Source organism: Tolypothrix sp. PCC 7712 (genome assembly GCF_025860405.1).
GTDB lineage: Bacteria > Cyanobacteriota > Cyanobacteriia > Cyanobacteriales > Nostocaceae > Aulosira > Aulosira diplosiphon.
The window spans coordinates 4,498,445-4,523,296 of record NZ_CP063785.1; the positions used below are offsets into that span (position 1 = coordinate 4,498,445).

At 40.9% G+C, this 24,852-nt stretch carries 21 protein-coding genes; 8 read left to right on the forward strand and 13 right to left on the reverse strand.

The window, feature by feature from the left end:
• Position 1 precedes the first annotated feature (1 nt).
• Together HGR01_RS18580 and HGR01_RS18585 are read right to left on the reverse strand one after the other, a co-directional pair.
• Positions 2 to 1,168 (reverse strand): FIST signal transduction protein, encoded by a 1,167-nt coding sequence (locus HGR01_RS18580; RefSeq protein WP_045874639.1) that lies wholly within the window; start codon positions 1,166 to 1,168, stop codon positions 2 to 4.
• Between the two features lie 44 nt (positions 1,169 to 1,212).
• Positions 1,213 to 7,134 carry an ATP-binding sensor histidine kinase gene (locus HGR01_RS18585; RefSeq protein WP_045874638.1) on the reverse strand — a complete coding sequence of 1,974 codons (5,922 nt, stop codon included), beginning with the start codon at positions 7,132 to 7,134 and terminating at the stop codon, positions 1,213 to 1,215.
• Positions 7,135 to 7,450: 316 nt separating this feature from the next.
• On the opposite strand from HGR01_RS18585, the gene HGR01_RS18590 reads away from it, so the two are divergent.
• Both HGR01_RS18590 and HGR01_RS18595 read left to right on the forward strand, forming a co-directional pair.
• Complete coding sequence (locus HGR01_RS18590) at positions 7,451 to 8,938, forward strand: amidohydrolase family protein (RefSeq protein ID WP_045874637.1); 1,488 nt, start codon at positions 7,451 to 7,453, stop codon at positions 8,936 to 8,938.
• A 39-nt stretch (positions 8,939 to 8,977) separates the two neighbouring features.
• A complete protein-coding gene (locus HGR01_RS18595) occupies positions 8,978 to 9,787 on the forward strand; it encodes an alpha/beta fold hydrolase (protein WP_045874636.1) in 810 nt (269 codons plus the stop codon).
• Positions 9,788 to 9,881: 94 nt separating this feature from the next.
• On the opposite strand, the gene HGR01_RS18600 is transcribed toward HGR01_RS18595, so the two are convergent.
• Together HGR01_RS18600 and HGR01_RS18605 are read right to left on the reverse strand one after the other, a co-directional pair.
• Positions 9,882 to 10,082, reverse strand: a complete 201-nt coding sequence (locus tag HGR01_RS18600) for a hypothetical protein (protein WP_168161055.1) — start codon at positions 10,080 to 10,082, stop codon at positions 9,882 to 9,884.
• Between the two features lie 21 nt (positions 10,083 to 10,103).
• On the reverse strand, positions 10,104 to 10,412 hold the full coding sequence (locus tag HGR01_RS18605; RefSeq protein WP_235623142.1) for an antibiotic biosynthesis monooxygenase family protein: 309 nt from the start codon (positions 10,410 to 10,412) through the stop codon (positions 10,104 to 10,106).
• Positions 10,413 to 10,827: 415 nt separating this feature from the next.
• Here HGR01_RS18605 and HGR01_RS18610 point away from each other — a divergent pair, with 415 nt between their 5' ends.
• The gene (locus HGR01_RS18610; protein ID WP_045874634.1) at positions 10,828 to 11,751 is read left to right on the forward strand and encodes a 3-keto-5-aminohexanoate cleavage protein; all 924 of its coding nucleotides are present in this window, start codon (positions 10,828 to 10,830) and stop codon (positions 11,749 to 11,751) included.
• A gap of 74 nt (positions 11,752 to 11,825) precedes the next feature.
• Positions 11,826 to 12,641, forward strand: a complete 816-nt coding sequence (locus tag HGR01_RS18615; protein WP_045874633.1) for an alpha/beta fold hydrolase — start codon at positions 11,826 to 11,828, stop codon at positions 12,639 to 12,641.
• A gap of 14 nt (positions 12,642 to 12,655) precedes the next feature.
• Here HGR01_RS18615 and HGR01_RS18620 read toward each other — a convergent pair whose 3' ends face one another.
• The 6 genes from HGR01_RS18620 to HGR01_RS18645 all read right to left on the reverse strand — a co-directional run bounded on the left by HGR01_RS18620 (position 12,656) and on the right by HGR01_RS18645 (position 18,385).
• Positions 12,656 to 13,111, reverse strand: a complete 456-nt coding sequence (locus HGR01_RS18620) for a RidA family protein (RefSeq protein ID WP_045874632.1) — start codon at positions 13,109 to 13,111, stop codon at positions 12,656 to 12,658.
• Positions 13,112 to 13,173: 62 nt separating this feature from the next.
• Positions 13,174 to 13,935 (reverse strand): HpcH/HpaI aldolase family protein, encoded by a 762-nt coding sequence (locus HGR01_RS18625; RefSeq protein ID WP_210403148.1) that lies wholly within the window; start codon positions 13,933 to 13,935, stop codon positions 13,174 to 13,176.
• A 345-nt stretch (positions 13,936 to 14,280) separates the two neighbouring features.
• Entirely contained in the window at positions 14,281 to 15,669 is a 1,389-nt protein-coding gene (gene hisS, locus HGR01_RS18630; protein ID WP_045874630.1) for a histidine--tRNA ligase, read from the reverse strand.
• A 219-nt stretch (positions 15,670 to 15,888) separates the two neighbouring features.
• Positions 15,889 to 16,425 carry a L,D-transpeptidase gene (locus HGR01_RS18635; RefSeq protein WP_045874629.1) on the reverse strand — a complete coding sequence of 179 codons (537 nt, stop codon included), beginning with the start codon at positions 16,423 to 16,425 and terminating at the stop codon, positions 15,889 to 15,891.
• A 760-nt stretch (positions 16,426 to 17,185) separates the two neighbouring features.
• Positions 17,186 to 17,698, reverse strand: a complete 513-nt coding sequence (locus tag HGR01_RS18640) for a L,D-transpeptidase (RefSeq protein ID WP_045874628.1) — start codon at positions 17,696 to 17,698, stop codon at positions 17,186 to 17,188.
• Between the two features lie 24 nt (positions 17,699 to 17,722).
• Entirely contained in the window at positions 17,723 to 18,385 is a 663-nt protein-coding gene (locus HGR01_RS18645; protein ID WP_045874627.1) for a bifunctional 4-hydroxy-2-oxoglutarate aldolase/2-dehydro-3-deoxy-phosphogluconate aldolase, read from the reverse strand.
• Positions 18,386 to 18,606: 221 nt separating this feature from the next.
• Between HGR01_RS18645 and HGR01_RS18650 the strand changes: the two genes are divergently transcribed.
• From HGR01_RS18650 to HGR01_RS18660, 3 genes are all read left to right on the forward strand, one after another.
• Entirely contained in the window at positions 18,607 to 18,906 is a 300-nt protein-coding gene (locus tag HGR01_RS18650) for a hypothetical protein (protein WP_052335461.1), read from the forward strand.
• A 1-nt stretch (position 18,907) separates the two neighbouring features.
• Positions 18,908 to 19,708, forward strand: coding sequence for a PhnD/SsuA/transferrin family substrate-binding protein (locus tag HGR01_RS18655; RefSeq protein ID WP_045874626.1), 801 nt, complete (start codon positions 18,908 to 18,910; stop codon positions 19,706 to 19,708).
• 192 nt (positions 19,709 to 19,900) lie between these two features.
• On the forward strand, positions 19,901 to 20,239 hold the full coding sequence (locus HGR01_RS18660; RefSeq protein WP_052335460.1) for a DUF6636 domain-containing protein: 339 nt from the start codon (positions 19,901 to 19,903) through the stop codon (positions 20,237 to 20,239).
• 544 nt (positions 20,240 to 20,783) lie between these two features.
• Here HGR01_RS18660 and HGR01_RS18665 read toward each other — a convergent pair.
• The 3 genes from HGR01_RS18665 to HGR01_RS18675 form a co-directional block, all read right to left on the reverse strand.
• Positions 20,784 to 23,066 (reverse strand): ATP-binding protein, encoded by a 2,283-nt coding sequence (locus HGR01_RS18665; protein WP_045874625.1) that lies wholly within the window; start codon positions 23,064 to 23,066, stop codon positions 20,784 to 20,786.
• A 232-nt stretch (positions 23,067 to 23,298) separates the two neighbouring features.
• Positions 23,299 to 23,784 (reverse strand): DUF3368 domain-containing protein, encoded by a 486-nt coding sequence (locus tag HGR01_RS18670; RefSeq protein WP_045874624.1) that lies wholly within the window; start codon positions 23,782 to 23,784, stop codon positions 23,299 to 23,301.
• Entirely contained in the window at positions 23,777 to 24,028 is a 252-nt protein-coding gene (locus HGR01_RS18675) for a UPF0175 family protein (protein ID WP_045874623.1), read from the reverse strand. Before HGR01_RS18675 ends, HGR01_RS18670 begins: the two co-directional genes overlap by 8 nt.
• A 167-nt stretch (positions 24,029 to 24,195) precedes the next feature.
• Between HGR01_RS18675 and HGR01_RS18680 the strand changes: the two genes are divergently transcribed.
• Positions 24,196 to 24,720, forward strand: coding sequence for a DUF937 domain-containing protein (locus tag HGR01_RS18680; protein ID WP_045874622.1), 525 nt, complete (start codon positions 24,196 to 24,198; stop codon positions 24,718 to 24,720).
• Positions 24,721 to 24,852: the final 132 nt, after the last annotated feature.

The window sequence follows — 24,852 nt, forward strand, 5'->3', positions numbered from 1 at the left end:
GCTACTTTGTTCCTAGAAGCAAAGTCACAAAAGTTTCTTGGTGATAGTAAGAGGAACCATGAGGTTCTAAGGGGGCAAATTCACCGTAGGTGTAGAATCCACAAATAGGTACTTCTGCACACAGTGCATTTTTGACTAGTTGATATTCTTCTTTGGCTCTTGTTCCTAAAAGCCAACGACGACAGCAACAAGAAAATAGTAAAACTGCTTCTGGTTGCGTTCCAGGATAATTTGCTAAAGCATTTTTAAATGATGTTTCTGATGCTGCAATGACATCATCTCTACTAATATCTGTAACTTGAACTATGGCTTGTTCTGGCACATTACCAAGAAAATTGATGCTACCAGTTTCTACATCGTAAGTATTAGGTACTCGCATATAATAGCGATCGCTATCTCCTTCATACACAGCTAAGGGATGCTCCGCAGTCGGAGGGCGATCGCCTAAATAGCGCTCATAATATGCTAGTGCTGTCATCCCTTCAATCTCGTAGAGGATGGTTCCTTGAGATTTGGTAACAATGCTTTTGAGTCCAATGGGTTCCCAGCCACAACCAATTCCATAGGAAAATTTGATATCTCCAGAAAAGATTAAAACTGGTAGGGAATCTGTTAGTACTTCGTTGCAGAAAAATTGATAGGTTTTGGTAAACCTAAATTGATCGCCTGCTGTACCACCTAAAATTGGCATTTCTGAACCTAAGGCTAGTTTTAATCCTTGTAGAATTAACTCGCCATTAGTTGTGGAACCATCTTCTATATAACTTGCGGGAACAGTAATACATAATTTCGCACTATTAGTACTTTTTTGAGTTGCTTGTTGTACAGCTTGTTTAGCCGCCTCTAAAGGGTTATTTTTTGCACCATACCCCACACCCGCACGAATTTCTACATTGTCAGAGTAAAAAAGCATGAGTGTTAAAGAATCTTGTTGAAATCCTAAGCCAGAAGACACTTCACCATCGGTAGTGCAACCAATCAATTCAATTTTGGGAAAGGCTTGGTTAATTTCTTTAACGATTAAATCATGCTCGAAATCAATAGCAGCAAATAAGATACCTGCTTGAGGAATCACACCATCTAAATCCCTGACACAATGTTCTAAAACTTCTGTAATAGCATCTTGAGAATCTGGATCTTCACTATGTCCAACAACAACTTTTAGCATTTTTAGCTCCTAGTTAAAAATATAGTTAAATTAATCAATCATCATCAATCATTAGATAATGACTCTATTGGCAGACTCATAATAAACTCGGCTCCTTCCCCTGGTGAAGAATTTACATTGATTGTGCCTCCATGTTTTTCGACAATAATTTGACGAGCAATTGCTAATCCTAAACCTGTACCTTTGCCCACAGGTTTAGTAGTAAATAATTGCGTAAAAATCTTTTGTTTTACTGCTGCTGTCATCCCCTGCCCATTATCTTGAATACTAATAATTACCTGCTGCAAATTTTCACTTAAACTAGTAGTAATAGTGATATAATTAGGATGAGCTTGAATCTCCGCAAAACTGCTGCCGCTATTTGCTTCTTCTAAAGCATCAATGGCATTAACTAACAAATTCATAAATACTTGGTTGAGTTGTCCCGGATAACATTTAATTTGGGGAATTTCACCATAGTTTTTAATCACTTCAATAGCTGGGCGAGATTTTGAGGCTTTGAGGCGATGTTTGAGAATCAAGAGAGTACTGTTGATGCCGTCATGTATATTAAAAGTGATGGGGCGATCGCTATCTGCACGGGAAAAAGTTCTCAGGCTATTACTGATATCACAAATGCGATTCACCGCATCTTGCATAGAAGCCAGCATCTTCGGTAAGTCTTTGCGGATATAGTTGAGGTCGATAGCTTTAATTTGATGTTCAATCGCAGTACTAGGATTGCTAGATTCCTGCTGATATAAATCAATCAAGCCAAACAAATCCTTGATATAGTCCAATGCATAATCGATATTGCCACCGAGGAATCCGATCGGGTTATTAATTTCATGGGCGACTCCAGCGACAAGATTACCCAATGCAGACATTTTCTCGCTTTGCACCAGTTGGGTTTGAGCCTGTTGGAGTTCGTAAAGGGCTTTCTCTAAATCTTCAGCTTTTTGGCGTAGTTGAATTTCCGATTGGCGTAATGCGGCTTCAGCGAATTTGTTGGCGCTAATATCTATCAACACTCCATCCCAAACAATCGCACCATCAGCTTGCAGTTCTGGGCGGGAAGCGGCTTGTGTCCATTTTTCTTTACCAGCTACTAAAAATCTGCCTTCCCATTGCCAAGGTGTTAAATTAGCGGCTGAATCTATAATCGATTGTTTAATGCTCTGACGTTCCTCTGGATATAACATCGCAAACAGCACATCTGCGTCTGTGATTTCCTCTGGGTGTAAGCCAAACAGTTCATAGCAACCAGAACTTACATAAGAAAACGATGCTAAACCATCCACAGCGAGACGGAATTGATAAATCATTCCTGGGGCGTTTTCCGCCAATTTTTGCAATTGATTTTGAGTATTCTGTAAGGCTTGGGTGCTGTGTAGCAATTCTTGTTGGGCTTGTTGCAATTGTTGCAGCGATCGCTCTAACTGTTGGGCGTAATTTTGTGATTCTTGATAGAGACGAGCATTTTCTAGGGAAATAGCGACTTGGGCGCACAGGAGATTGAGAAGTTCGACGCGTTCGCCCTTGGCGTTGGCGGAGCCATCGCCTGTAAATGCCCCAACTGTTAAGTTATTTTCTAGGTATAAAATCCCAATCAATTTGCCTTGATGGAGAATCGGAGTACACAAAATACTTTGGGGGCGGTGGTGGAGAATGTAGGGGTCAACCGCAAATGTGGGATGATCGATAGCACGATCAATAACTGCCGATTTCCGAGTATTTTTTACCGTGTTGATCAGGGAAATCGGCACAGTTGCACTGTTCTCTAGAGGTAGAGATTGCAAAACAGTTGTGTTTTGTTGCAGTTGAGAAACACCTGCTATTAACCATTGATCACCTTGTGGTAGTAACAATACAGCTTTATCAGCGCCAGCATTTTCAATCAAAATTTCCAGTAGCGCCGTTAATAATTTCTCCAGTTCAATTTGACTAGAAAGGGTTTGAGAAGCTTTGAGAATAGTTCTTAAATCTAATAAAGTTGCAGAATTATATGCTGTGAATGTGGCAACTTGCTTTCTGAAATCTGTGAAACTTGTCGGTGTGGCTGACTGTTGGCGGATCGGTTGCAATAGTTGGGGGTAGCGCTTTTCTAAATCATCGACTTTAGCCACTGCACCCCAACGGGAATAAGCGTAGTAAGCATCAATCATATAGACTTGGGCGACTTTGGCTTTACCCCAATTGAGATAAAATTTAGCCGCCAATTCACAGGCGATCGCTTCTTCGTGGAGAAATTGGTTTTCTTTTGCTAGGGCGATCGCGCGATCGTACATCTCCATTGCAGCAGACATTTTTCCTAAGACTCGATGTTTCTCGGCTGTGACTAAACACCATTTATGTAAATAAGTGATGGGTGCATGATCAGCCCATTTCTTCAGCCGTTTAAGGTTCTTCGCCACCTGCCGCAAAATTTGGAACTGAGCCGATTTCGATGCTGTAGGATAAATACTGAGTTTCGCTAGGGATTGATAAAAGCAAAATAGGGATGTTAGCAAGGTTCCCCGCGATCCAGCAATCCATTTTTCGGCTAATCTCGCATTCTCCACCGCCTGCTGTTCTTGCCCAAATAATACTCCTAGCCAAGTTTTCAAGGTATAAAGACGAGAAAGGGAATTGGCTTCTTGGGCTGCTAAATATTTCTGTTGCATGGCGATTTCATCATACACTTCACCCACCAAACAACAAGGATCTGCGGATTTTCCCATCAAGTTCAACACTAATTGTTGCGCTATCAGATGGTATGTCAGGGCTTTGTCTTGGTGCAGTTGTTGCAGTGATTGAGTGTATTTAGCAAATTCTGCTAAAACTCTATCCAACTGTTCACCAGAATGCAGCAACGCCGCACAGTAACCAGCCGCGTTATAACTCGCATACTCTAGTTTGCCTGTCTCTAGCCCTGTTTGATAACCTTGCAATGAAGTCTCTAGGGTTGCAGCTAATGGATCTTTCCAAATCCGAATCATATTAGAGAAGATAAATAATACTTCTGTGCGAAATTGCTTACCTAAACCGGTTTCCGTCAGCCTTAAACCCAGTTCGCCAAATTGATACCCAGTTTCTATATCACCTATCATACAGAGAATAAACCCATAGGCGGCATAGCCTGGGGCGAGAAAAGCGGAATTGCCATAGCGCAGTGACAGTTCCAGCTGTTTCAAAATAATTAGTGGGTGTAAATTGGGTTCGCACATATAGCTAGCTGTGGCGATACTGCTTAACAAAGACATCTTTGCTAAGGCGGTAGGGTTTTGCATGGGAGGTGATGCTAGCAAATCCTGGGGAGATTTACGCCCTAAAGTTAGCTTAATTTGCAGCAAAGCTAAAATTATCGTTAATTTTGTTGGTTTTCGGGGAAAATTGACTCCTAAATGTTTCAGCGCCTCTAACCCCATTGCGACTGATTTTGTTGGTTGATGATTGGTAGTAAAGCTATTGAGTCTAATTTCGTAAGCTTTGATTGTATCTAGTAAAGATTCAGCATTTTGGAAAATCCCATCGATCAGCTGTTCCATTTGGGGAATATCGCCACTGAGATAAGCAACTTCAGCTGCAGCATGATAAATATCTAAACTTAGATGATATTGCCTTTGCCAATGGTTAGCAGGTAACAAACTTTTGGCGATCGCAAAATAGTTAACAGCCGCCCCATAAGCAGTTGCAGTTCTGGCTTTGTTCCCAGCCATGAAGTTAAGCAGAATGAGTTCTTGACGTTGTGCGGTGGTGCTAATTACCTCGATACCACGATTGAGGTGATTGACAATATCAAAAATCCTGGCTTCCTGCTCTGAGGTAGGTATATGCTGTAGTAGTAATTGCCCGATTCTCAGGTGAGTAGACTGTTTGCGATCGTCAGGTATTAAGGAATAGGCAGCTTCATGGACGCGATCGTGCAAAAATTTATAAGTCGGGTTAGCCGCTGATGGGGTAACGGATGTTGGTAAATCATCAGCGTCAGTAAAGAACTTATAGATTTCACTAGTGGGAAGCAACAATCCATCCTGTAGCGCTTCCCACAAATCACCAGCCGTAGCTGCAGGCGATCGCGCAGATGCGATCGCTAATGTGTTTAAATCAAATTGAGTGCCAATGCAAGCCGCCAATTTCAGCACATCTTGAGTTGCTGGTGGTAATTTCTGCAATTGCAGTGCCATAAATTCCACTACATTATCAATCATGGCAACTGCTTTTACCTGAGCAATATCACACTGCCAATATTTCCCATCTCTATCAAATGTAATTAGCTTTTCTTGGTATAAAAATTTCAGAAATTGCGTTGCAAAAAATGGATTACCTTGAGTTTTTTGATAAATTAATTCAGTCAGTGGTTGAGCCACAATTTCAGCACAATTCAATGTATCAGCCACTAAATGATTAATATCTGCTTGAGAGAGATTATTTAATGTAATTGTGTTAACTATTGACCCTAGTTTTTTTATTTCTTGCACCGTTAACAGTAACGGATGAGCAGGTGAAATTTCCTGAGCGCGATAAGAGCCAATCACCAATAAACTGCCAGCATCATTCATCAATATTTCTAGGAGTTTTAATGATGCTAAATCTGACCATTGTAAATCATCTAAAAATATTACCAAAGGATGTGCTTGAGTGGTGAATACTTGCGTAAAGTTTTGGAATAATAAATTAAACCGATTTTGAGCAGAGTTACCAGATAATTCCGTCGCAGGTGGTTGTTTACCAATAATGTTTTCTAATTCCGGAATCACATCAATAATCACTTGCCCATTATCACCTAGAGCCGAGAGAATCTTGCTGCGCCAAAGTTTGATTTGGGCATCGCTTTCACTGAGAATTTGGCTAATCAAATCTTGGAAAGCTTGTACAAATGCCAAAAAAGGAATATCCCGTTGAAATTGGTCGTATTTACCTTTAATAAAATATCCCCGTTGCCGCACAATTGGTTTATGGACTTCATTAATCACAGCAGTTTTACCAATTCCCGAACAACCTGCAACGAGTAGCATTTCTGTAGTACCAGTACTCACTCTGTCAAATGCTTGTAGTAGCGTCTCAACTTCGCTAGTACGTCCATATAATTTTTCGGGAATCAAGAAATGCTCGTAAATATCTCGACTACCTAAGGAAAATTTAACTATATTTTGGGTTTTCTGATACTGAGCTAAACAATTTTCTAAATCATATTTTAATCCTGCCCCACTCTGATATCTATCTTCAGCATTTTTTGCCATTAATTTAGCAACAATCTCAGAGATAACCAGAGGTATGGATGGATTTATTGTATGAACATCAGGGGCAATTTTAGCAATATGTGAATGTACCAACTCCATCGGTTCAACAGATGAAAATGGTAATATTCCTGTTAGCAGTTCGTAAAAAGTCACACCCAAAGCATAAAAATCGCTGCGGTAATCTATGCCCCGATTCATTCTGCCAGTTTGTTCGGGAGAAATATATGCCAGAGTTCCTTCTAAAATCTGGGGATTTTGTAGTTGGGGAGTTTCTTTTGGTAAGAGAGAAGCAACACTAAAATCAATTAGTTTTACCTGATGGGTTTGGGGATTAATGAGAATATTGCTAGGTTTAATATCTTTGTGGATGACTCTGTGACGATGAATTGCTTCTAAATGAGTGGCAATTTGCATAGCAACAATGAGGAAATCATGGATAATATCGCCTTGTTTTTGTATGATCCAGTCTTTGAGAGAAATGCCCCCCATATCTTCCATGATCAGGACATAACCATTGCGATATGCTTCCAGACTGTAAATTTTGATAATTCCAGGTAAGTCTAAGTTTTTGGTGATGGTGTACTGGTTACGGAATTGAACAATTTCGTTAAAGCTGGGGTATTCACTCCGTATCAGTTTGATGACAACTGGCATTTTGTCTATGTTGCGGTTACCTTGATATACCAGTGTCCGCGTACCCGCATAAATTGGTTTTGTAATTGAGTAACCAGCGATCGCTACAGTGCCATCAACCACCATGTTCATCCGCAAAACCTAACTCTTTGATAACTTCTCTGTTAAGTTTGCCCATCAAACCAGTACGAATCACAGCAAGTAACTAAATTTACAGAGAGATTTCTCTACTTAGCTGATTTTCACGGGTCTGAAGTGATGACAAAAGTGATTCCTAAATTTTTACATTCCTTAACAAAGGTTGATGTATTCCCACTAATTTATTAATAAAACAGTGTTCTATAACTTAAATTGTAGAATAATTGAATGAAATAATATCCTCTGGATTGATATCAACTTTGAACATTAAAACTTTGGGTACTGTACTAATTTAAATTTGAGGTCTACTGTGTCTGAAGCTTTATTATTAGATTTAATTATCAAAAATGTGTGGGTAGTTCGTCCTCATAATAATAATGTCGAACTCCTAGATTTAGGAATTAAAGATGGCAAATTTATCGAGATTGCGCCAAATATTAGTCCCGATAAAAGTCAACAAGTATTTGATGCCCAAAATTTGCTAGGATTTCCTGGTGTTGTAGATGCTCATATGCACATAGGTATCTATCAACCTCTAGATCAAGATGCTGTCACTGAAAGCAAAGCTGCGGCAATGGGAGGTGTAACTACTAGCCTAAATTACATTCGCACAGGACAGTATTATCTCAATAAAGGTGGCGCTTACAAAGATTTTTTCCCGGAAGTATTGGCGTTATCTGCAGGTAATTTTTTTGTTGATTACAGTTATCATATTGCACCAATAGCTAGTCAGCATATCGAAGAAATTCCGCTACTATATGAAGAATATGGAGTATCTTCGTTTAAAATTTTTATGTTTTATGGCGGTTATGGTTTGCATGGTTTATCAGATCAGCAAAATCTCTTTTTAATGATTAATAAAGAGGAACGCTATGACTTTGCCCATTTTGAATTCATTATGCGTGGTCTCACTCGCCTAATGGCAGCACATCCAGCAGCACGAGATACTATTAGTTTGAGTTTGCATTGTGAAGTTGCAGAAATTCTCAACGCCTACACCAAAATAGTAGAAAATGATTCTAGCTTGAGTGGATTAAAAGCTTATAGTGCAGCCCGTCCACCGCATTCCGAAGGTTTAGCAATTTGCATTGCTGCTTATTTGGCACATGAAACCAACTGTGCAAATATCAATTTATTACATCTCAGTTCCCGTAAAGCAATGGAAGCAGCTTTGACTATGCAAACTGCTTTTCCTCATATTAATTTTCGCCGCGAAGTTACTGTAGGACATTTGCTCTTAGATGTTGATAGTCCTAATGGGACTTGGGCAAAAGTTAACCCGCCAATTCGTCCCCGCGCTGATGTGGAATATTTATGGCAAGCAGTACTAAATCATCAAGTAGATTGGATAGTTAGCGATCATGCTTGCTGTTCTGCTGAACAAAAACGCAGTGCAAAATACCCCAATAATATTTGGTTAGCTAAATCTGGTTTTGGCGGTACAGAATATTTACTTTCTGGTGTTTTAAGTGAAGGAAGTAAGCGAGGAATGTCTTACAACCACATGGCTAAGTTGCTATCTTGGAACCCATCAAGGCGTTTTGGCTTGTTAGAAAAAGGAGATATTGCTATTGGTTATGATGCTGATTTAGTATTAGTAAATCCCAATGAAACTTTTGTGGTAAGTGCGGCTGAGTCGGAGTCACAACAAGGTTACACACCTTTTGAAGGTGCAGAATTAACTGGTAAGGTGAAGAGTACCTTTTTACGAGGAAATTTGATTTACAACAATGGTCAAGTTTTAGGTTCGCCTACTGGACGTTATTTAAAACGTTCCCATAGTGGCTTAAATGCTTAGTTATATCGTCCTTAATTGGTAATGTAGGGAGTATAAAAAATGAGCCAACGTATCAAAAGAGCTTTTTTAGATACAGAGGATGGACAAATTCTTTACCGTATCGGTGGCGAAGGTGAAGCGATACTTTTACTGCACATGACTCCCCGCAGTAGTGATGAATTTAAAGAATTGATGCCGAGTTTGGCAGCTACTAACTTAGTAATTGCAATGGATTTAATGGGGTTGGGTGATTCTGACAAACCGCCTAGAGTGTATGCAGTTGCAGACTATGCTAAAAATGCGATCGCACTTTTGGACGAGTTAGGCATCAAAAAAGCCAGCATTTTCGGTAGTCTAACAGGGGGTTATATCGCGGGAGAAGTTGCAGCCGCCTACCCAGAACGAGTCCAAAAACTCATTCTCTGCAATGTAATTGGATTTGATGCAGCAGAACAAAACAACATTCTCCAGCGATATTCTCAGGGATATCAAGTGCAAGAAGATGGCTCGCATTTGATGGGAAGATGGCTATCTCGTGTTAATTATGTTGGCACAGGAGATTTAAATCACCGTTGTGTTTTAGATGATTTAAAATCTTTCGGTTCTACTATATATCCTGGTGTTGCAGTAGCAAATTATTGTCTTTCGGCTCCAGAAAGATTTCGTTTAATTAACTGTCCGACTTTGATTATGTCGGGAGACAAGGCATTAGAACCATTAGAAAAAGCTGGTTTAGCCAAAGCAGAAAATCAATCTTGGCTCAAAGAAGCGATTCCTCATAGTCAAAGTGTCGAATTAGAAGGCGGAACTCTTTGGATGGTAAATCAAATGCCAGAAGACATATTAAAATTGGTAGTCAATTTTCTGTAAAATTAGTCATCAGCTAATCAAGATCCGCATTACCCCACCCCAGTATTGTCTAAAGCCAAAATATCCAACAAACATCCCCGCCCTGCTTGCGGGGCTACGGTGTACATACAAGTTGCTTCATCAGCATTGTTAATGTATTGGTTAACATTGCTAATGTAACGACTGACATTGCTAATGTATCGGTTGACATTGTTAATGTAACCACCGACATTGTTAATTTATGGGTTAACATTGCTAATGTAACGACTGACATTGTTAATGTATCGGTTAACATTGCTAATGCAGCCACTGACATTGTTAATGTAACGACCTAAAATTATTTGCGATCGTCTATCATGACATCAAAGTGTTTAACTGTAGTTTCAGGTTTTATGAGATATTCGTTATCTCTAGGAAGAGGTCTAACTTTTTCAATGTCGTTACCAGCAAACTTACGAATTGCATCTCGTGATTCCCAATAAGAAATCACCGTAAATTCTGTATTATTGCCATTATTGCGGCGCAGGACTTGCGTCCCCAAATTACCAGGAATTGACTCGATTTTTTTAATTCCCGCTTCTACTAAATAAGTATAGTATTCATCTGCTTTCGATGTCGGAGTAGTACCATGCCAAATACGTGCCACAACTTTCTTGGATTGGGTAGTAGCAGAATTATTTTGGTATGGGTTCTGCTGATACTGCGATGGTTTCAATCTGTGTAAAAACAGCAAGTGGTACAATAACTGAAATCGCCAATCTACAAAGAATACTCACAAAATTACTTGGTCTTGTCATTAGGCATCTCCAGGTGTATCTGAAAATACTGTATATCTCTATAATAAATTTCTAATCAACTCGGATAATAAACTAGCAGCCATCATCCAGAACTGGCAATCAAATTTCCGAAGAAGTATTAAAAGTAGTTGATTTTTGGGAAAATTATGCAGTAATCATGCAAAATTGATTAAATATTTTTGCGTAGAGGGAGCGCAGAGAACCAAAAATATAACTGTCAATTAAATATGTAAATAAATTTGCCTACCTACTGAAAGGAAGACGATGAACAACGAATTACCATTGATTATCGAGTGTCGTTGTAACGAAATCACCAAGCGCGAGGACAATCCAGCTTTACCTTACTCTCCAAAAGAAATCATCCGCGAAGCAGTTCGTGCTTGGGAAGCAGGGGCTTCAATTTTCCATTGGCACGGACGAGATCCAGAGAGTGGGACACCACGTAACGATGTGGAACTTTATCTCGAAGTGATACAGGGAATTCGCGAACAGACGGATCTCCTCATCCATCCGACGCTAGGCTACATTACACAGAATCAGGTAGAGGATCGCGTCCGGCATATCTTGGCAGTGAATGATGATCCAGTGCTGCGGGTTGACATGGCACCTGTGGATTTTGGATCGCTCAACGTAGACTTTTGGAATCCCCAGGCAAAACAGTTTACCACCTACGATCAGGTGTATGTTAATACTCGTGAAAACCTCAAGGCGGTGCTGGAAGTATTCAAAAAACACAATATCTATGTGAGTTCAGTTTGTTGGGACGTAGGGCAAATGCGAACAGCGCGTTGCTTTCAGGAAATGGGACTGCTGCCCAAAGAAACGCTTTGGGAGTTTGTCTTTACTGGGGAAATAATGCCGGCTGGCGCTGCGCCGACTTTACCGGGTTTGCAGGCGTTTATAGCTGAGGTGCCTGCGGGTAACCAGTGGTTGGTACTTTGCTGGAATGGAGATGTGATGAGGGTAGCATCCTGGGCAATTACCCTTGGGGGACATGTTGCAATTGGACTGGGAGATTATGCTTACACTCGCTTTGGCAAGCCGCACCACGGCGAATTAGTCGAGATGGTTGCCAAGATGGCGCATACACTCGGTCGGGAAGTGGCAACACCAGCACAGGCGCGTGAGATTCTGAAGATGCCGCCGCGAGCTGCTGTTACTGAAAAGTTACAGGCAACTGTTAACTAATAGCACTTTTTTTAATATACAAGGGTGGGCGATGCCCACCTAAAGATAAATCTAATTGCGATCGCTCAAAAATCATGACACAAAAGATTAAACGAGCTTTTCTAGACACAGAAGACGGACAGATTCTTTATCGCATTGGTGGAGAAGGTGAACCCATTCTGCTACTGCACATGAACCCCCGCAGTAGTGATGAATATCGCGAACTGATGCCACTCTTGGCTGAACACAGACGAGTCATCGCAATGGATTTGATGGGGTTTGGTGATTCAGATAAACCACCCAGAATGTATACAATCGCTGACTATGCAAAAACAGCGATCGCACTTTTAGATGAATTAGGTATAGAAAAAACCAGCATTATGGGAAACCATACTGGCGCTTTTGTTTCCGGAGAAATAGCTGCGAGTTATGGCGATCGCGTTGACAAATTAATTTTAGGTAACGTAGCTGGTTTTGGTGAAGGAGGTCAAGCAGAGCTATTTAGAAGAGTTGAGGAAGGTTTTAAAATCCAAGAAGATGGCTCTCATCTCATGGAAAGATGGTTAGCCCGTTCTCGATACGTCGGCTCTGCTGAATTAAATCACCGTTGGGTTTTAGACGATTTAAAATGTTTTGGTCATCCTTTATATGCAGTTTGGGCTGTAGGTAATTACTGTCTGGATGCACCAGAAAGATTTCGTGCCATCAAGTGTCCAACTCTGATTATTTGGGGAATGGATGATGTCAAAGAATTTGAAAAATTGAATTTAGCCAAAGCAGGCGATCGCTATTTTCTGTCTCAAGCAATTCCTCATGGCAAAGTTGTGGAATTTGAACAAGGCACAATTTGCATGATGAATCAGATAGCAGAAGAAGTAGCGCAGGTAGTAATCCCATTTCTCAACGATTGAGAATAGTTCAGCCGCTAATTTTCGAGGACTGCTGTACACTTAATTTCTACAATTAGTCCGGGTGTAGATAAAGCTGTGATGCCAAATCCCGTCCAAGTCGGAAAGTTATTAGTAAAATAGCGGTCTTTCACTTGCATAAACAGTGACAGGTGGGGAATGGTAAATCGCTGTTCTGAACCATTAGCAGACGGAACTTGCAAATTACCGAGATTCGTCCCTGTCACATGGTAAGTAATCATCTCTACCACATCATCAAAAGTCGCTCCTGCTGCTGTTAGTACCTTTTTCACATTTTCAAAAGTCTGGACAAATTGGGCTTCTACTCCTTCTACTACCTGTAAATTTTCATCCCGTCCCACTTGTCCTGAAATATATAATGTATTGCCTACCTTAATGCCTGGGCAGTAGTGATACTTTTCATATAAAATTTCCATGCCTTTGGGAATAATGACTTCACGATTAATGGCCATGTAAGCAGCTCCATACTGTTTCAACTACAAATCAACCTGATCCAACTTGAGAACAGCAGTTTTTAACCTCTCATCCCAGTGACAACCGAACGCGCCGCATCAGACAGCATCCAGCCATCAGCAGCAGGTGTCACGAAATCATAGCCCTTAGCAAACAGTGCGCGACCCCCAGCTGCATTGAGACTGATGCCCCCAAGCCAACAATCGGAAGTGGAGAGGACTATCGCTTCAGCTTCCGCCATCAGCCGATTAAGTTCTGAATTATCTCCAAGCTTGGTCAGTGCAGGAAAATCATCCCCGATGTCTGCTGTCAGATCGCCTGGCCCTAAAAATACCATATCGATCCCGTCAACTGCGGCAATTTCCTTAACATTCTCGAAACCCCGACGAGTTTCGATGATAACGGCTATAAGTAGGTTCTCTCGATAATTGGCAGGATAATCTAGCGCTGCCAAACCCCAGTTAGCTGCTCGGCTTTCGAGATAACCAATACCTCGATGTCCGCCATGAGGTCGATAGCGGGTAGCGGCGACAATGGCCCGCGCTTCATCTGCTGATTCTACGGTCGGTACAAGTATACCTTCCACACCCATGTCCAAGGCTCGCTTGATATAGACTGGATCGTGTGAAGGTACACGCAAAATACAGGTCACATCTGTTGCCTGAGCGGCGCGGAGTTGCTCTACTAAGACGCTCATATCCATAGCGCCATGTTCGTGGTCGATAATAAAGGCATCGAAACCACACATAGAAAGCAGTTCGATTGAGTCACTATCTGAGAAAAAAATCCAGCAACCGATGGGTTGGGAACTGGTTTGGAGCATTTTCTTCAGTCTATTAGGTCTGAACATAAATCCTAATTACTTCTCAAGCATCAATACTACCCAATCTCATTCTGCAATGGGAATTACACTTCGTGGTCAGTAATTCGTCGCTGGCTAAAAATTAGACAATTATGTAGATAGTCGCATTACCGAGTAACAATCCGAGGATGCGATCGCTTTTTTTATTTTTATGTAAGCAAAGTTAAAATTTGATAATTTAGTGTCAAATATTGACCCATCATTAAAGATAAAAAATCAACTTATCTTTAAAAAACTTATTAAATTAATTGTTGTGTATTGGGAAAAAGACTTTTTCTAATTTTCTTTTCCCAATCGATTACATCACTACTGAAGTCTGCGTTTCACTTCTGCAGCTAAATCTGCTAACATCACTTCTATTTGTTCGCCTGTTTGCAAATCTTTCAGCGATGATTTTTGCGCTGCTGCTTCGTCAGCGCCAATAATTACACAAAATCTAATTCCTTGCTTGTCTGCTGCTTGGAATTGTTTACCTAAAGGGCGTTTTTCAAAGTTTGTAACTACATTAATTCCTGCTTGGCGCAACTGTTGCGAAACTTGCAAATAAGTCGGCATTAAATCTTCTTGCATATTTACTACTACTACCTGGGCAGGTGTTGCAGGTAGAGTCTTTAAAATATCAGCCTTTAGCAAGCGACTAATTAAGCGAGTTAAGCCAATGGAAATGCCGACACCAGGCATTTTCTCACCGATAAACATCCCCACTAATTCTTCATATCTGCCACCAGAACAGATACTACCTAAAGCTTCATGTCCAATGAGAGTTGTTTCGTAAACTGTGCCAGTATAGTAATTTAAACCGCGAGCTATCGATAAATCAATACAGAAACGCTTTTCGGGAACGCCTAAATTCCTTACCCCGGCAATTACTGTTTCGATTTCATTAACACCTAGACTTAATTGCTCGGCATCGGGGAGATTTTGTGAAAGGTGCTTGAGTTTATCTAATACCTCATACACACTACCTTTAATATTAATAAATTCAATAATTTTTTGGGTTTGCTCTGGTGAAATGCCTTCTTTGCCTAATTGTTGTTTGACTTTGGCTTCACCAATTTTCTCTAAATCATCGATAATACTAATACAAGTTTTAATTTGATTTTCAGCTATGCCTAAAGATTGAAAAAATCCTGTGAGAATTTTGCGGTTATTTATCCGAATGAGAAAATCACCAATATTAATAGCTTCAAATATCTCGGTGATAATTGCAGGCATCTGAGCATCATAAAGCAAGCTGAGTTGACTGCGAGCCACCACATCAATATCACATTGGCGAAATTGGCGGAAACGTCCATCTTTGGCGCGTTCACCCCGAAACACAACATCCATTTGGTAGCGCGCAAAGGGAAAGGTTAATTCGTTGAGGTGACGGGCAATGTATGCTGCTAAGGGAACTGTTTGATCGAATTTTAAAGCCCTAGCTTCGGAACCAGTTTCCCCGGCTTTGTCTCTTTCTGCTTGGCGGTTTGGTGGCAGGATGGGGTCGATACCATAAATAATGTTATCACCCTGATTACCTTTTGCTTGTAGTACTTCTAAGCGTTCTACAGCCGGGGTTTCGATGGGCGTGAACCCGTAACTTTCAAAAACTCTGCGGATGATATCTAGTAAATATACTTCCAGGCGTTTTTCGCTAGGAAGAAACTCTGGGAACCCGCTAGGGGTAGAAAAATTAATTCTGTCACCTTTTGCCATAACCTTACACTGCCAGTTTTAGACTTGAGATTTTGCGAAAAGTTGAGCCAGTGCGTTGGACGGGTTCCCCGGCTTGTTCGCGTAGCGTCTCCCCTTGGGAGAAGCAACTGGCGTTGTGTGCGGGGGTTCCCCCCGTTGAGCAAACTTTTCAAGCTAGATTTTAGATGAGAATGAGGTATGCCGCATATAAACTGCGATCGCTCCTTTATCGATGACTTTCTATTTATGTACTACGACTAAAGTCCCAACTTTTGCCCAGTTGTACAGTTGACGCGCCTGCTTAACTCTCAAATTTACACAACCGTGACTAACTGGAGTCCCGAAATTGTTATGCCAGTAAGCACCATGAATAGCATAGCCTTCATAAAAATACATAGCATAAGGGACATCAGGAATGTCGTAGTCTTCGCCCCGCATTCGGTTAAAGCGATACTTAGAATTAATTGTAAATTTACCTTTAGGTGTAGGAGTTGCGCGTTTACCTGTAGAAATACGGAATGAATAAACTAAATTTTTACCTTCCCAAGCCAATAAACGTTGCTCGGATAAGTCAATTTCAATCTTACGGGTGGGGGATTTTGGTTGAGGTTGAGATACCTTTGGCTGATTATCTATTGCAGCAGCGCTGGCTTGAGCAAATTTGGAGTCAATATTAACTGGCGACGACCAAGAGAATAAAGTTGCCAATATCAACAATAAACTTGTACAGCAATTACCTGAACGATTAAACAAACTCCTGTAAATTTTGGTTTGCATAAAGTCTCACCTTCTCTTCGTCTGCTAAATTTTGCTTCTTTAACCTTGAATCTTTCCGCATTTCTGGCACAATGTCCTTTCGGCAGAGATATATCGATTTTATATAGACCGATCAGAAGATTAAATATAGGTTAAAATGACAATTCTCAGATGGTTAATTTGATTCATCCGTCGGGAATTTTATTTTTCTAGAAAGAATTAATCGGTGACATATCATATTTGAATTAATTCATATATAGATATATCATGCAGATAATTTCACTACGGATAGAAAAATAGTTATTAATTCTGTTCGCTAGCTACAAATACTAATCTTGTTTAGCAGCGTCATTAAGCGTGTATTAACGCATGGTATAGCTAAACTCCATTAAATATTAATTAAGGAAGTACGCAATATACGCCCAGGGTATTGCTACACAAAATAATTGTATTTGTGCAGTTTCTAATAACTCTGAATTATGAAATTAAAAAGTATATTTTGTCAGGTTGGAATAATAGGCTTTAAACACCAGCAATTTTAGGAGAATCGACACTACTATATATTGCATTTACACCCTGATGTTCAACAGTACCTACCTGAAGATGTCATACAGAATTTTTTTAGATTTACATCCGGCTTGAGGAAGGAGTTTATTAGCCTTATCCTCTATATTTTACTTCAATATCATGTGGTTATATTCCAGAGATTCCCAGGGAATTTTGATATGAGAATCTCTTCAGAAGATTGTTTGGGAATGGTGTTTAATTGCCAGAAAATTCGCTATTTATGAATAAATACGGGAGTTCCTACAGATGCCCAATTAAATAACCACTTAGCATGATTGGGCGCAACATTTATACAGCCGTGGCTAACTGGAGTGCCAAACTTATTATGCCAGTAAGCACCGTGAATTCCGTAGCTACCTTGATAATACATGGTATAAGGTACATCTGGAACATCGTAATTTCTACCACGCATCCGCGTAGATTTATGTTTGGATTGAATTTTAAACGAACCAATACGAGTAGGAGTAGACTTTTTACCCGTAGAAATCACGATCGCATAAACAGGTGTTTTACCTTCCCAAGCTATTAGCCGTTGTGTAGAAAGATTAATTTGAATCCAGCGTTGATCTGATTGTTTTAGTGTCTCGATTGTTTGCGTAACGGTATCATCTTTAGCTTTGGCGGTAACTTCACAAATTCCAGGATTTGCCACAATCAAACTGAGTGCTACACCAGTCATAAATATGGGTAATCGGTGTATCCATCGATGATGATTTTTATTTTTCATCGTAAATATACTTAACTATGGTGTTTAGGGAAAATTATCTGCTTCTACCCTAAAGTACCCTAATTGCTGTATCAAAATTTGCACTTGCTGATAAATTACTGCCCAATTGTTTTGTGTAACTAAATGCTGAGGAAATAATTGACTACTTAAACCAACAGCGATCGCACCTGCTTGCAAAAATTCCTTGGCGTTGTCTAAAGTCACTCCTCCAGTAGGAATGAGGGGAATTTCCCCTAGAGGCCCTTGCAGGCTTTTAATATAACTCGCGCCTCCTACCGCATCTACCGGGAAAACTTTTACACAACTAGCACCATGATTCCAAGCGGTAACAATTTCTGTAGGTGACAAAGCCCCGGGAATAATCGGTATATTTTGCTCTAAAGCAGCTTGAATCATTGCTGAGTCAACATGAGGCGCAAAAAGAAACTCTGCTCCACAGGCGATCGCTTGTTGTAACTCCTGGACGTTAAATAGCGTACCAGTACCAATTGTACAGTTTGGTAATTCGGCACGAAGCTGGCTAATTAATTGCCCAGCGCGATCGCTATTCCAAGTAATCTCAATCAGCTGCATTCCCCCAGATGCGGCTGTCAAAGCCATTTGCTTTGCTAATTCCATCTTTGACGCACGAATAACTGCGATCGCGCGGTGTTGTCGCAATTTTGATAACCAAGCTTTATTTGTCATTTGTTATTTGTCATTTGTTATTTGTCATTGGGGTAATTGCTTTTCTCCCCTGCTCCCTGCTCCCTGCCTCATATCCTCTGCAACTACAAACATCAATGGCTAATGCCTAGCTTGCGTCTTCAACCAAGCTATGGCATATTTTTATAAAATGCTTTATTCCTATCGACTTACCGTAGTTTTTAGAGATCTGATTGATTTTAGGGTCTAGAGGAGTTATCAAAATGGCAATGTTGAGCAACAAGCCCTTGGGCATCTTAGAACAGCAAAACACAGTAACGTCCGAGGAAATCATAATTCACGCTTCTCAGCATATCAATCAAGGTAGCTTGTGGAGTCTTGTGAGAATAGCTGGTACAGCAGTACAAAAATTGTGGTGGCATACTAAAGCATACGGAACGATTTTTAGTGTGATGCTGCTGACCTTGGTGAGTATGATTTTCTTGGGTTTTCATTGGTATTCCCGCAAGCTATTTTCAGGTTTCAACATTGCTCAAGATACAGTAGAATCCACCAGTAAATAAGTTGAAAAAATTACAAGCTATTTCTTATTTAGCTCCCAATTGGTTTGGTTTCTACGAAGCAGTATTGGCTTATTTAGATAGGATTTTGGGAGCAGAAACGCAATTAAAGCAGGGTGAATGCGACCCTTTATTAGATCCTCTGATTTTAAAAGACCAACTAGACCTAGCTTTTATTTGTGGATTACCCCTGATTCGTTATTCTCAGATAGTTTTGGATCAGTTGCAGCCTGTTGTTGCACCCGTGATGCAAGCGCCGCGTTATCGCAACCGTCCGGTTTACTTTTCAGATGTCATAGTCAATGCTGATAGTGATGTCATCAAGTTTGATGATTTAGCTGGTAAAACGGTGTGTTATAACGATCCAGGTTCTAACAGCGGCTATAATCTGTTGCGTCATCGCTTGTTACAGGGAAAATATCCCCAACAATTTTTTAGCAAAGCTATACAATCAGGTTCTCACCAAAATTCTATTCGCTGGGTAGCACTAGGAAAGGTAGATTGTGCGGCTATTGATAGTGTGGTATTAGAACAAGAATTACAGGATTTTCCCGAGTTATATCAGTACTTGCGCGTAGTTGAGGCACTCGGCCCCTGTCCTATGCCACCTTTGGTTGCAGCTCTGCATCTGGGGAAATCAATAATTCAGCAGATACAGTTAGCTTTGCTTGAGCCGGATGCTGAACTACAGACAGCAATGCAACGAGTGGGAGTCAAGCAATTTGCGGCAGTGGAGCTAGCAGATTATAACGCGATCGCTGATATCTACAATGCCGCTCTCAAAGCAGGTTATGAGTCTTTGTGAGATTTATGACACCACAATGGAATTTCTTAATGATTTTTTAGTGCGTATATAGTACAATTGTATTGTATATTGTTCTCAAATCGCGTTCCAGAGTAAATCCCTCAGCACTCCACTGGGGGATTTTATTTGAGAATAGTTGCTTGATAGTTGCAGTTAGGGACTTCCAAATAAAAAAATATCCCAGTATTTATTGTGGGGTGGACATCTTGTCCGCCCAGCTTATGTGGCGGGCAAGATGCCCTACGCTGCGAAATTAACAGTGGACTCAAGCCTATACCGCCTCAACCTTATCCTCATTATTGTGAATATGATTGGGGAGGTGGGTTTTTACTATCTGAGTCTGGCAAACCCGAAATTCTCTGTATTAGTGACACTTTTGAGGCTAATTACAAATTATCTTACGGCAGTAGCTGGAAACAAGCAGGATTCAATTGTTTATCGCAGCGAACTGGGCTGACTTGTACTAATGCTAGCGGTAATGGTTTCTTTCTCAGTCGTGAAGGCTGGAAAATCATCAGCGGTGATCAATGAATAATCTGAGTAATACATTTTGAAAAAAGAACGCGACAGATGGGTAGGGGCACGGCATCCAAAATCTTTTGGCATATCAAATATCTTATTGGTGCCCATTGGTGTCAACTTAACGTGAAACTCTCTTGGTTGCAAGGTTTCGCCCTCACCCCCAGCCCCTCTCCCACAGGGAGAAGGGAGCTAGAGATTTAGTTCCCCTTCTCCTGCGGGAGAAGGGGTTAGGGGATGAGGGCGCGAGGTATTTGTACAACGCCTATCCTATATCGCTTTTAGCTTATGTTGACACCAATGATTGGTGCCGTGCCCCTACAAAGAATTTATCTGTCGCCAACAGTATTTAAATTAGTATAAATAAATACTTATAGGCAGGGCTGATAATCGAACCACAGAGGACGCAGAGAACTCAGAGGAATAAGACTTTCATCGGTTTTTACGTAAATCTTAATAGGTGACGTTTAATGAGAAGTAAATCTTGAAAACTTATGGCATAAGAGGCGTTTCTAATTCACATTAGGCGTAGTTTGCGATCGGATATCCTGAATGTTTAAGTACTTATTTGAGAATTTACCTGACGGATAGGAATTTGAACTACAATTTCTGTTCCTTTACCAGGAGTGGAAAAACACTCTAATTTACCGCCATGTTTTTCTGTAATTATTTGATAGCTGATTGACATCCCCATACCTGTTCCCTTACCGACAGGTTTTGTCGTGAAGAAAGGGTCAAAAATATGCTGAATGACGGCTTCTGTCATTCCTAAGCCGTTATCAGCGATCGCAATTTTAATCCAATCAGCATCGATGACTGCGGTGGAGATGGTAATTTGGCTGGGATTGGCTTGAATTTCCCCAGATGTGCGGTGAGTGTTGGCTTCTTCTATTGCATCGATGGCGTTTGCCAGAATATTCATCAATACTTGGTTGAGTTGCCCAGGATAACACTCGACTAGCGGTAAGGTAGCATAATCGCGCATGACTGCGATCGCCACAGCACCAGGTTCAGGTTGTAAGCGATGATGCAAAATTAGCAATGTACTTTCAATACCTTCATGAATATCAACCTCTTTTATTTCCGCTTCGTCCAAGCGGGAGAAGTTTCGCAGAGATTTGACAATTTCGCGGATGCGTTCAGTCCCCAATTTCATGGAGGTGAGTAACTTGAGCAAATCTTCGCTGACAAATTCTAAATCTATATCGCTAATTTTTTCTGCGATCGCTGATGTGGGGTTGGGATATTCGCTTTGGTATAGTTGCACTAACTCCAAAAGACTCTCAGTATAATCATGGACAAAATCGACGTTACCATGAATAAAATTAACCGGATTATTGATTTCATGGGCAACGCCTGCAACCATTTGTCCTAAGCTGGACATTTTTTCGGATTGAATCATTCGCGCTTGGGTTTGTTGCAGTTCTTGGAGAGTATTTGTTAAGTCCGCAGTCCGTTCTTCTACACGATGTTCTAATTGTTCATTGGTTTGTGCTAAAGCCTGAAATGATTCTTGCAATTGCTGCGCCATGTAGTTGAAAGCACGAGCCAGAATATCTAATTCGCGGACATTTGAGGAAGCTACATTTTGATCCAATTTACCATTGGCGATCGCCTCTGCTGCTTGACTCAGCCGTAAAATTGGTTGAGCAATCCGCCTAGAAGTAGAAATTGCAATAATTGTGGCAATTACCAAAGCCCCCAAACACAACAGCATAGTTGTACGATTGTGAGCATGAATTTGTGCCATAAAATCGGATTCGGGTACAGCCACAACCACCAGCCAGTCTAAACCGTATTTGTCTCGCCACGGCTTGATTTGCACAAACTGTCTTTCTTGGTTGAAAACAATATTAAACTCTTGCTGATTCTGGATTGCTTGCAGGGTATGAAACCGCTTTTGCAAGCCTTGCGCGACAGTGCGAATGAGGCGATCGGGAATATCAAAGATGCTGTATCTTTCTACTTGGTTATTTACCTTGTACAAGATGGGAAAATTACCAGAACTCCCAACCAACCTACCATTACGCTCAATAATAAACACCTGACCGGCTGGGCTAACTTTGAGGTGACGCAGAAAATCACTAATACTAGTTAGCGCCAAATCGATACTTGTTACGCCCAGTAACTTGCGGTTGTTGTCATAGAATGGAGCCGCAGCCGAAACTGCAATGTAATAGTCCAGCCCATTATCTAAAGAATTATCCTGCCTTTGCAGTGCTTTTCCCGCCTCAGTAAATTGTGAATTACGAATTTCCGCCGCTTTAATTTTACTCCAAGTCAACTTGCCTGCGGTGACGGTATCTTTATACCAAGGCTCTGTTAACGGATTGAAATCATAGCTTTGTAAAAGTTTAGCCCGCTTACCTTGAGCATCAGCAACATAGTCGGAAGCTTTACCACTGCTCAAATTCTCATAGAGTACTAAGTCAACTCCTTTAATCCAACGTCCTGCGCCAGCTTCTCTTTTATCGATTAAACTATAGCCCACATAGCTGAGATGAGGAAAAGCTTTGGCTTGTCTCCAAAAATAATGTCCGCTAGCTATGGGATCGTTAAGATTTAATTCGCGATTAGCGATCGCATCTACATTTATTTGGGTTAATTGAATGGGTAACGCCAAATACATATCTAGGCGATCATCAACCTGCTGACCAGCTTTATCAATCAACTGTTCAGCCAGATTGTTCACAGCTTTTTGACTATTTTTAAATGAGAGATACCCAACTAATCCCACCGCCGCAAAAATTTGCAGTACAAAGGGCACAATGAGAATTAAGTTGAGTTGTATCCGGTTATTTGATTTGGGAAGGTGCTTGTTGGCAGAGTTCAAGGACATGATTTGAGCAAGAGTCTGGCATCATATTGCAGCAAAGGCTGGCCATATAATGCCCAAATACCTGCGGAAAACACCGACAATAGCAAAGTGCGATCGCTATCTCCACAAATCTAGTAGTTCAACACACAAATATTGACAGGTGTCGATTGGGTAAAGGGAAAAGGTCAAAGGTGAAGGGTTTAAAGCCTTTACCCATTTCCTCCTTAATTTTTGCATCTTCCTTGACCATTGTTTACTCTCCTACTAATGCCAGTGCTTGATTCATCACTTTGTCGGACAAATACATTCCACAGAGGCGTAGTTGTTCTAAAACCGGACGCGCTGCTGGAATTGCGCCTCGTTGTTTCGCAGTAAGAACTATACCTAGAGTTCCCCGTACTGGAATGCCCAAAGCTATTGCACAACGACGAGCGGCTAAATCATCTACTATTACCTCAGTTCCATTATTTACATAAGCCCAAGTTAAAACAGCAGATTCACCAGGGCCTAAATCCCAACTCTGAATAATTGGTGGAACAGGGGATGTAACAACTTCTACCAACCAAGAAGTAGCAGCCAGCGCCATTGCAGTTACATCTATCTCCCCGTATGCTTGAATTTCCGTAGCAACAGCTTGGGGGACAATAATTTCTGGACTGACTATCTGCAATAGATGGAGAAAGCCACCCTTAGTCAAAAAAATCAGAGGGGAGGTGTTAATTGCAGGATATTCAGCCACGGTTTAATTCTTGTTGCAAATCATCAAAGTCTACAGTAAACACATCTACTTGCTCACGAGCAAGGGCTGCAAGAAAGTCGCGGCGGTTTAAACCTGCAATTTGGGCAGCTTTTTCCTGGGAAATTTCACCTTTTTGATACCAGTAGATAGCCGCCGCTAGGCGCATATCACGTACAAAATCATTTGGAGTCAGACGACGGGCTGAGAATACTTCTTCGGGTAAGTCTAGATTTACTCTGGTCATAGTGTTTGTTTAAAGAGTGCGTTAATGAATTTTAGTTGCAGCCCATACTTGGAAACTAGTAACTGATGTCTCTGCGGTTTTCTTCTAAGATGCTTGTAGGGATGATTCATCTTAGACGATGTGCCATCAACCACTGATTTTGAGACTAACATAAGGAGAAAAAACTTATGGGACTTTTTGATCAAATTCTTGGTGCTGTTGCCAATTCCAATCAGCAAGGCAGTTTGGGACAATTGGGAAGTATTATTAGCACTGTAGATCAATTGAGTAATAGCACTGGTGCAGATGCTTCTACAATTCAATCGCTGTTGTCGGTTGTAGGTGGTCAAGTGCGATCGGCTTTACAAGAAAAGCAAGCTACAGAAGGTAGTGAAGCTGTGGAATCCGTAGTCAATGAATTTGCAGGGACTTCGCCTAATTCCGCAGCCGTTAATTCCATATTTTCGCCTGCGTTACAGCAACAAGTGGCGGAATTTGCTGCTCAACGCACGGGTTTGGATGCTAGTTTGATTCAACAATTACTACCCCAAATTGTGCCTGTGGTGCTGAACTTCTTGCAATCTGGTGCTAATACTCAAGGTTTCCAAGCTGGGGGAAATCCAGTACTCAGCAGTTTCCTAGATTCCGATAATGATGGCGATGTCGATATTTCTGACGCTATCCAAATGGCTAGTCGTTATATGGGCAGATAAATCAAAAATTAATTTTTGATTTTTAATGAAAATCTGTTTGTCACAACATCGGTGAATAAGGAAGACAAGGGAGAATTATGGCAGAATCTCCCTTGTCTCCCTGGATTCTCTTTGTTGTGGGGATAAGGGGTA

Excerpts from the sequence above, each read along its gene's own strand:
- HGR01_RS18580 (WP_045874639.1), bottom strand. The coding sequence starts at position 1,168 with ATGCTAAAAGTTGTTGTTGGACATAGTGAAGATCCAGATTCTCAAGAT.
- HGR01_RS18585 (WP_045874638.1), bottom strand. The coding sequence starts at position 7,134 with ATGAACATGGTGGTTGATGGCACTGTAGCGATCGCTGGTTACTCAATT.
- HGR01_RS18595 (WP_045874636.1), top strand. The coding sequence starts at position 8,978 with ATGAGCCAACGTATCAAAAGAGCTTTTTTAGATACAGAGGATGGACAA.
- HGR01_RS18600 (WP_168161055.1), bottom strand. The coding sequence starts at position 10,082 with ATGTCAGTGGCTGCATTAGCAATGTTAACCGATACATTAACAATGTCA.
- HGR01_RS18610 (WP_045874634.1), top strand. The coding sequence starts at position 10,828 with ATGAACAACGAATTACCATTGATTATCGAGTGTCGTTGTAACGAAATC.
- HGR01_RS18615 (WP_045874633.1), top strand. The coding sequence starts at position 11,826 with ATGACACAAAAGATTAAACGAGCTTTTCTAGACACAGAAGACGGACAG.
- HGR01_RS18620 (WP_045874632.1), bottom strand. The coding sequence starts at position 13,111 with ATGGCCATTAATCGTGAAGTCATTATTCCCAAAGGCATGGAAATTTTA.
- HGR01_RS18625 (WP_210403148.1), bottom strand. The coding sequence starts at position 13,935 with ATGCTCCAAACCAGTTCCCAACCCATCGGTTGCTGGATTTTTTTCTCA.
- hisS (WP_045874630.1), bottom strand. The coding sequence starts at position 15,669 with ATGGCAAAAGGTGACAGAATTAATTTTTCTACCCCTAGCGGGTTCCCA.
- HGR01_RS18635 (WP_045874629.1), bottom strand. The coding sequence starts at position 16,425 with ATGCAAACCAAAATTTACAGGAGTTTGTTTAATCGTTCAGGTAATTGC.
- HGR01_RS18640 (WP_045874628.1), bottom strand. The coding sequence starts at position 17,698 with ATGAAAAATAAAAATCATCATCGATGGATACACCGATTACCCATATTT.
- HGR01_RS18645 (WP_045874627.1), bottom strand. The coding sequence starts at position 18,385 with ATGACAAATAAAGCTTGGTTATCAAAATTGCGACAACACCGCGCGATC.
- HGR01_RS18650 (WP_052335461.1), top strand. The coding sequence starts at position 18,607 with ATGGCAATGTTGAGCAACAAGCCCTTGGGCATCTTAGAACAGCAAAAC.
- HGR01_RS18665 (WP_045874625.1), bottom strand. The coding sequence starts at position 23,066 with ATGTCCTTGAACTCTGCCAACAAGCACCTTCCCAAATCAAATAACCGG.
- HGR01_RS18675 (WP_045874623.1), bottom strand. The coding sequence starts at position 24,028 with ATGACCAGAGTAAATCTAGACTTACCCGAAGAAGTATTCTCAGCCCGT.
- HGR01_RS18680 (WP_045874622.1), top strand. The coding sequence starts at position 24,196 with ATGGGACTTTTTGATCAAATTCTTGGTGCTGTTGCCAATTCCAATCAG.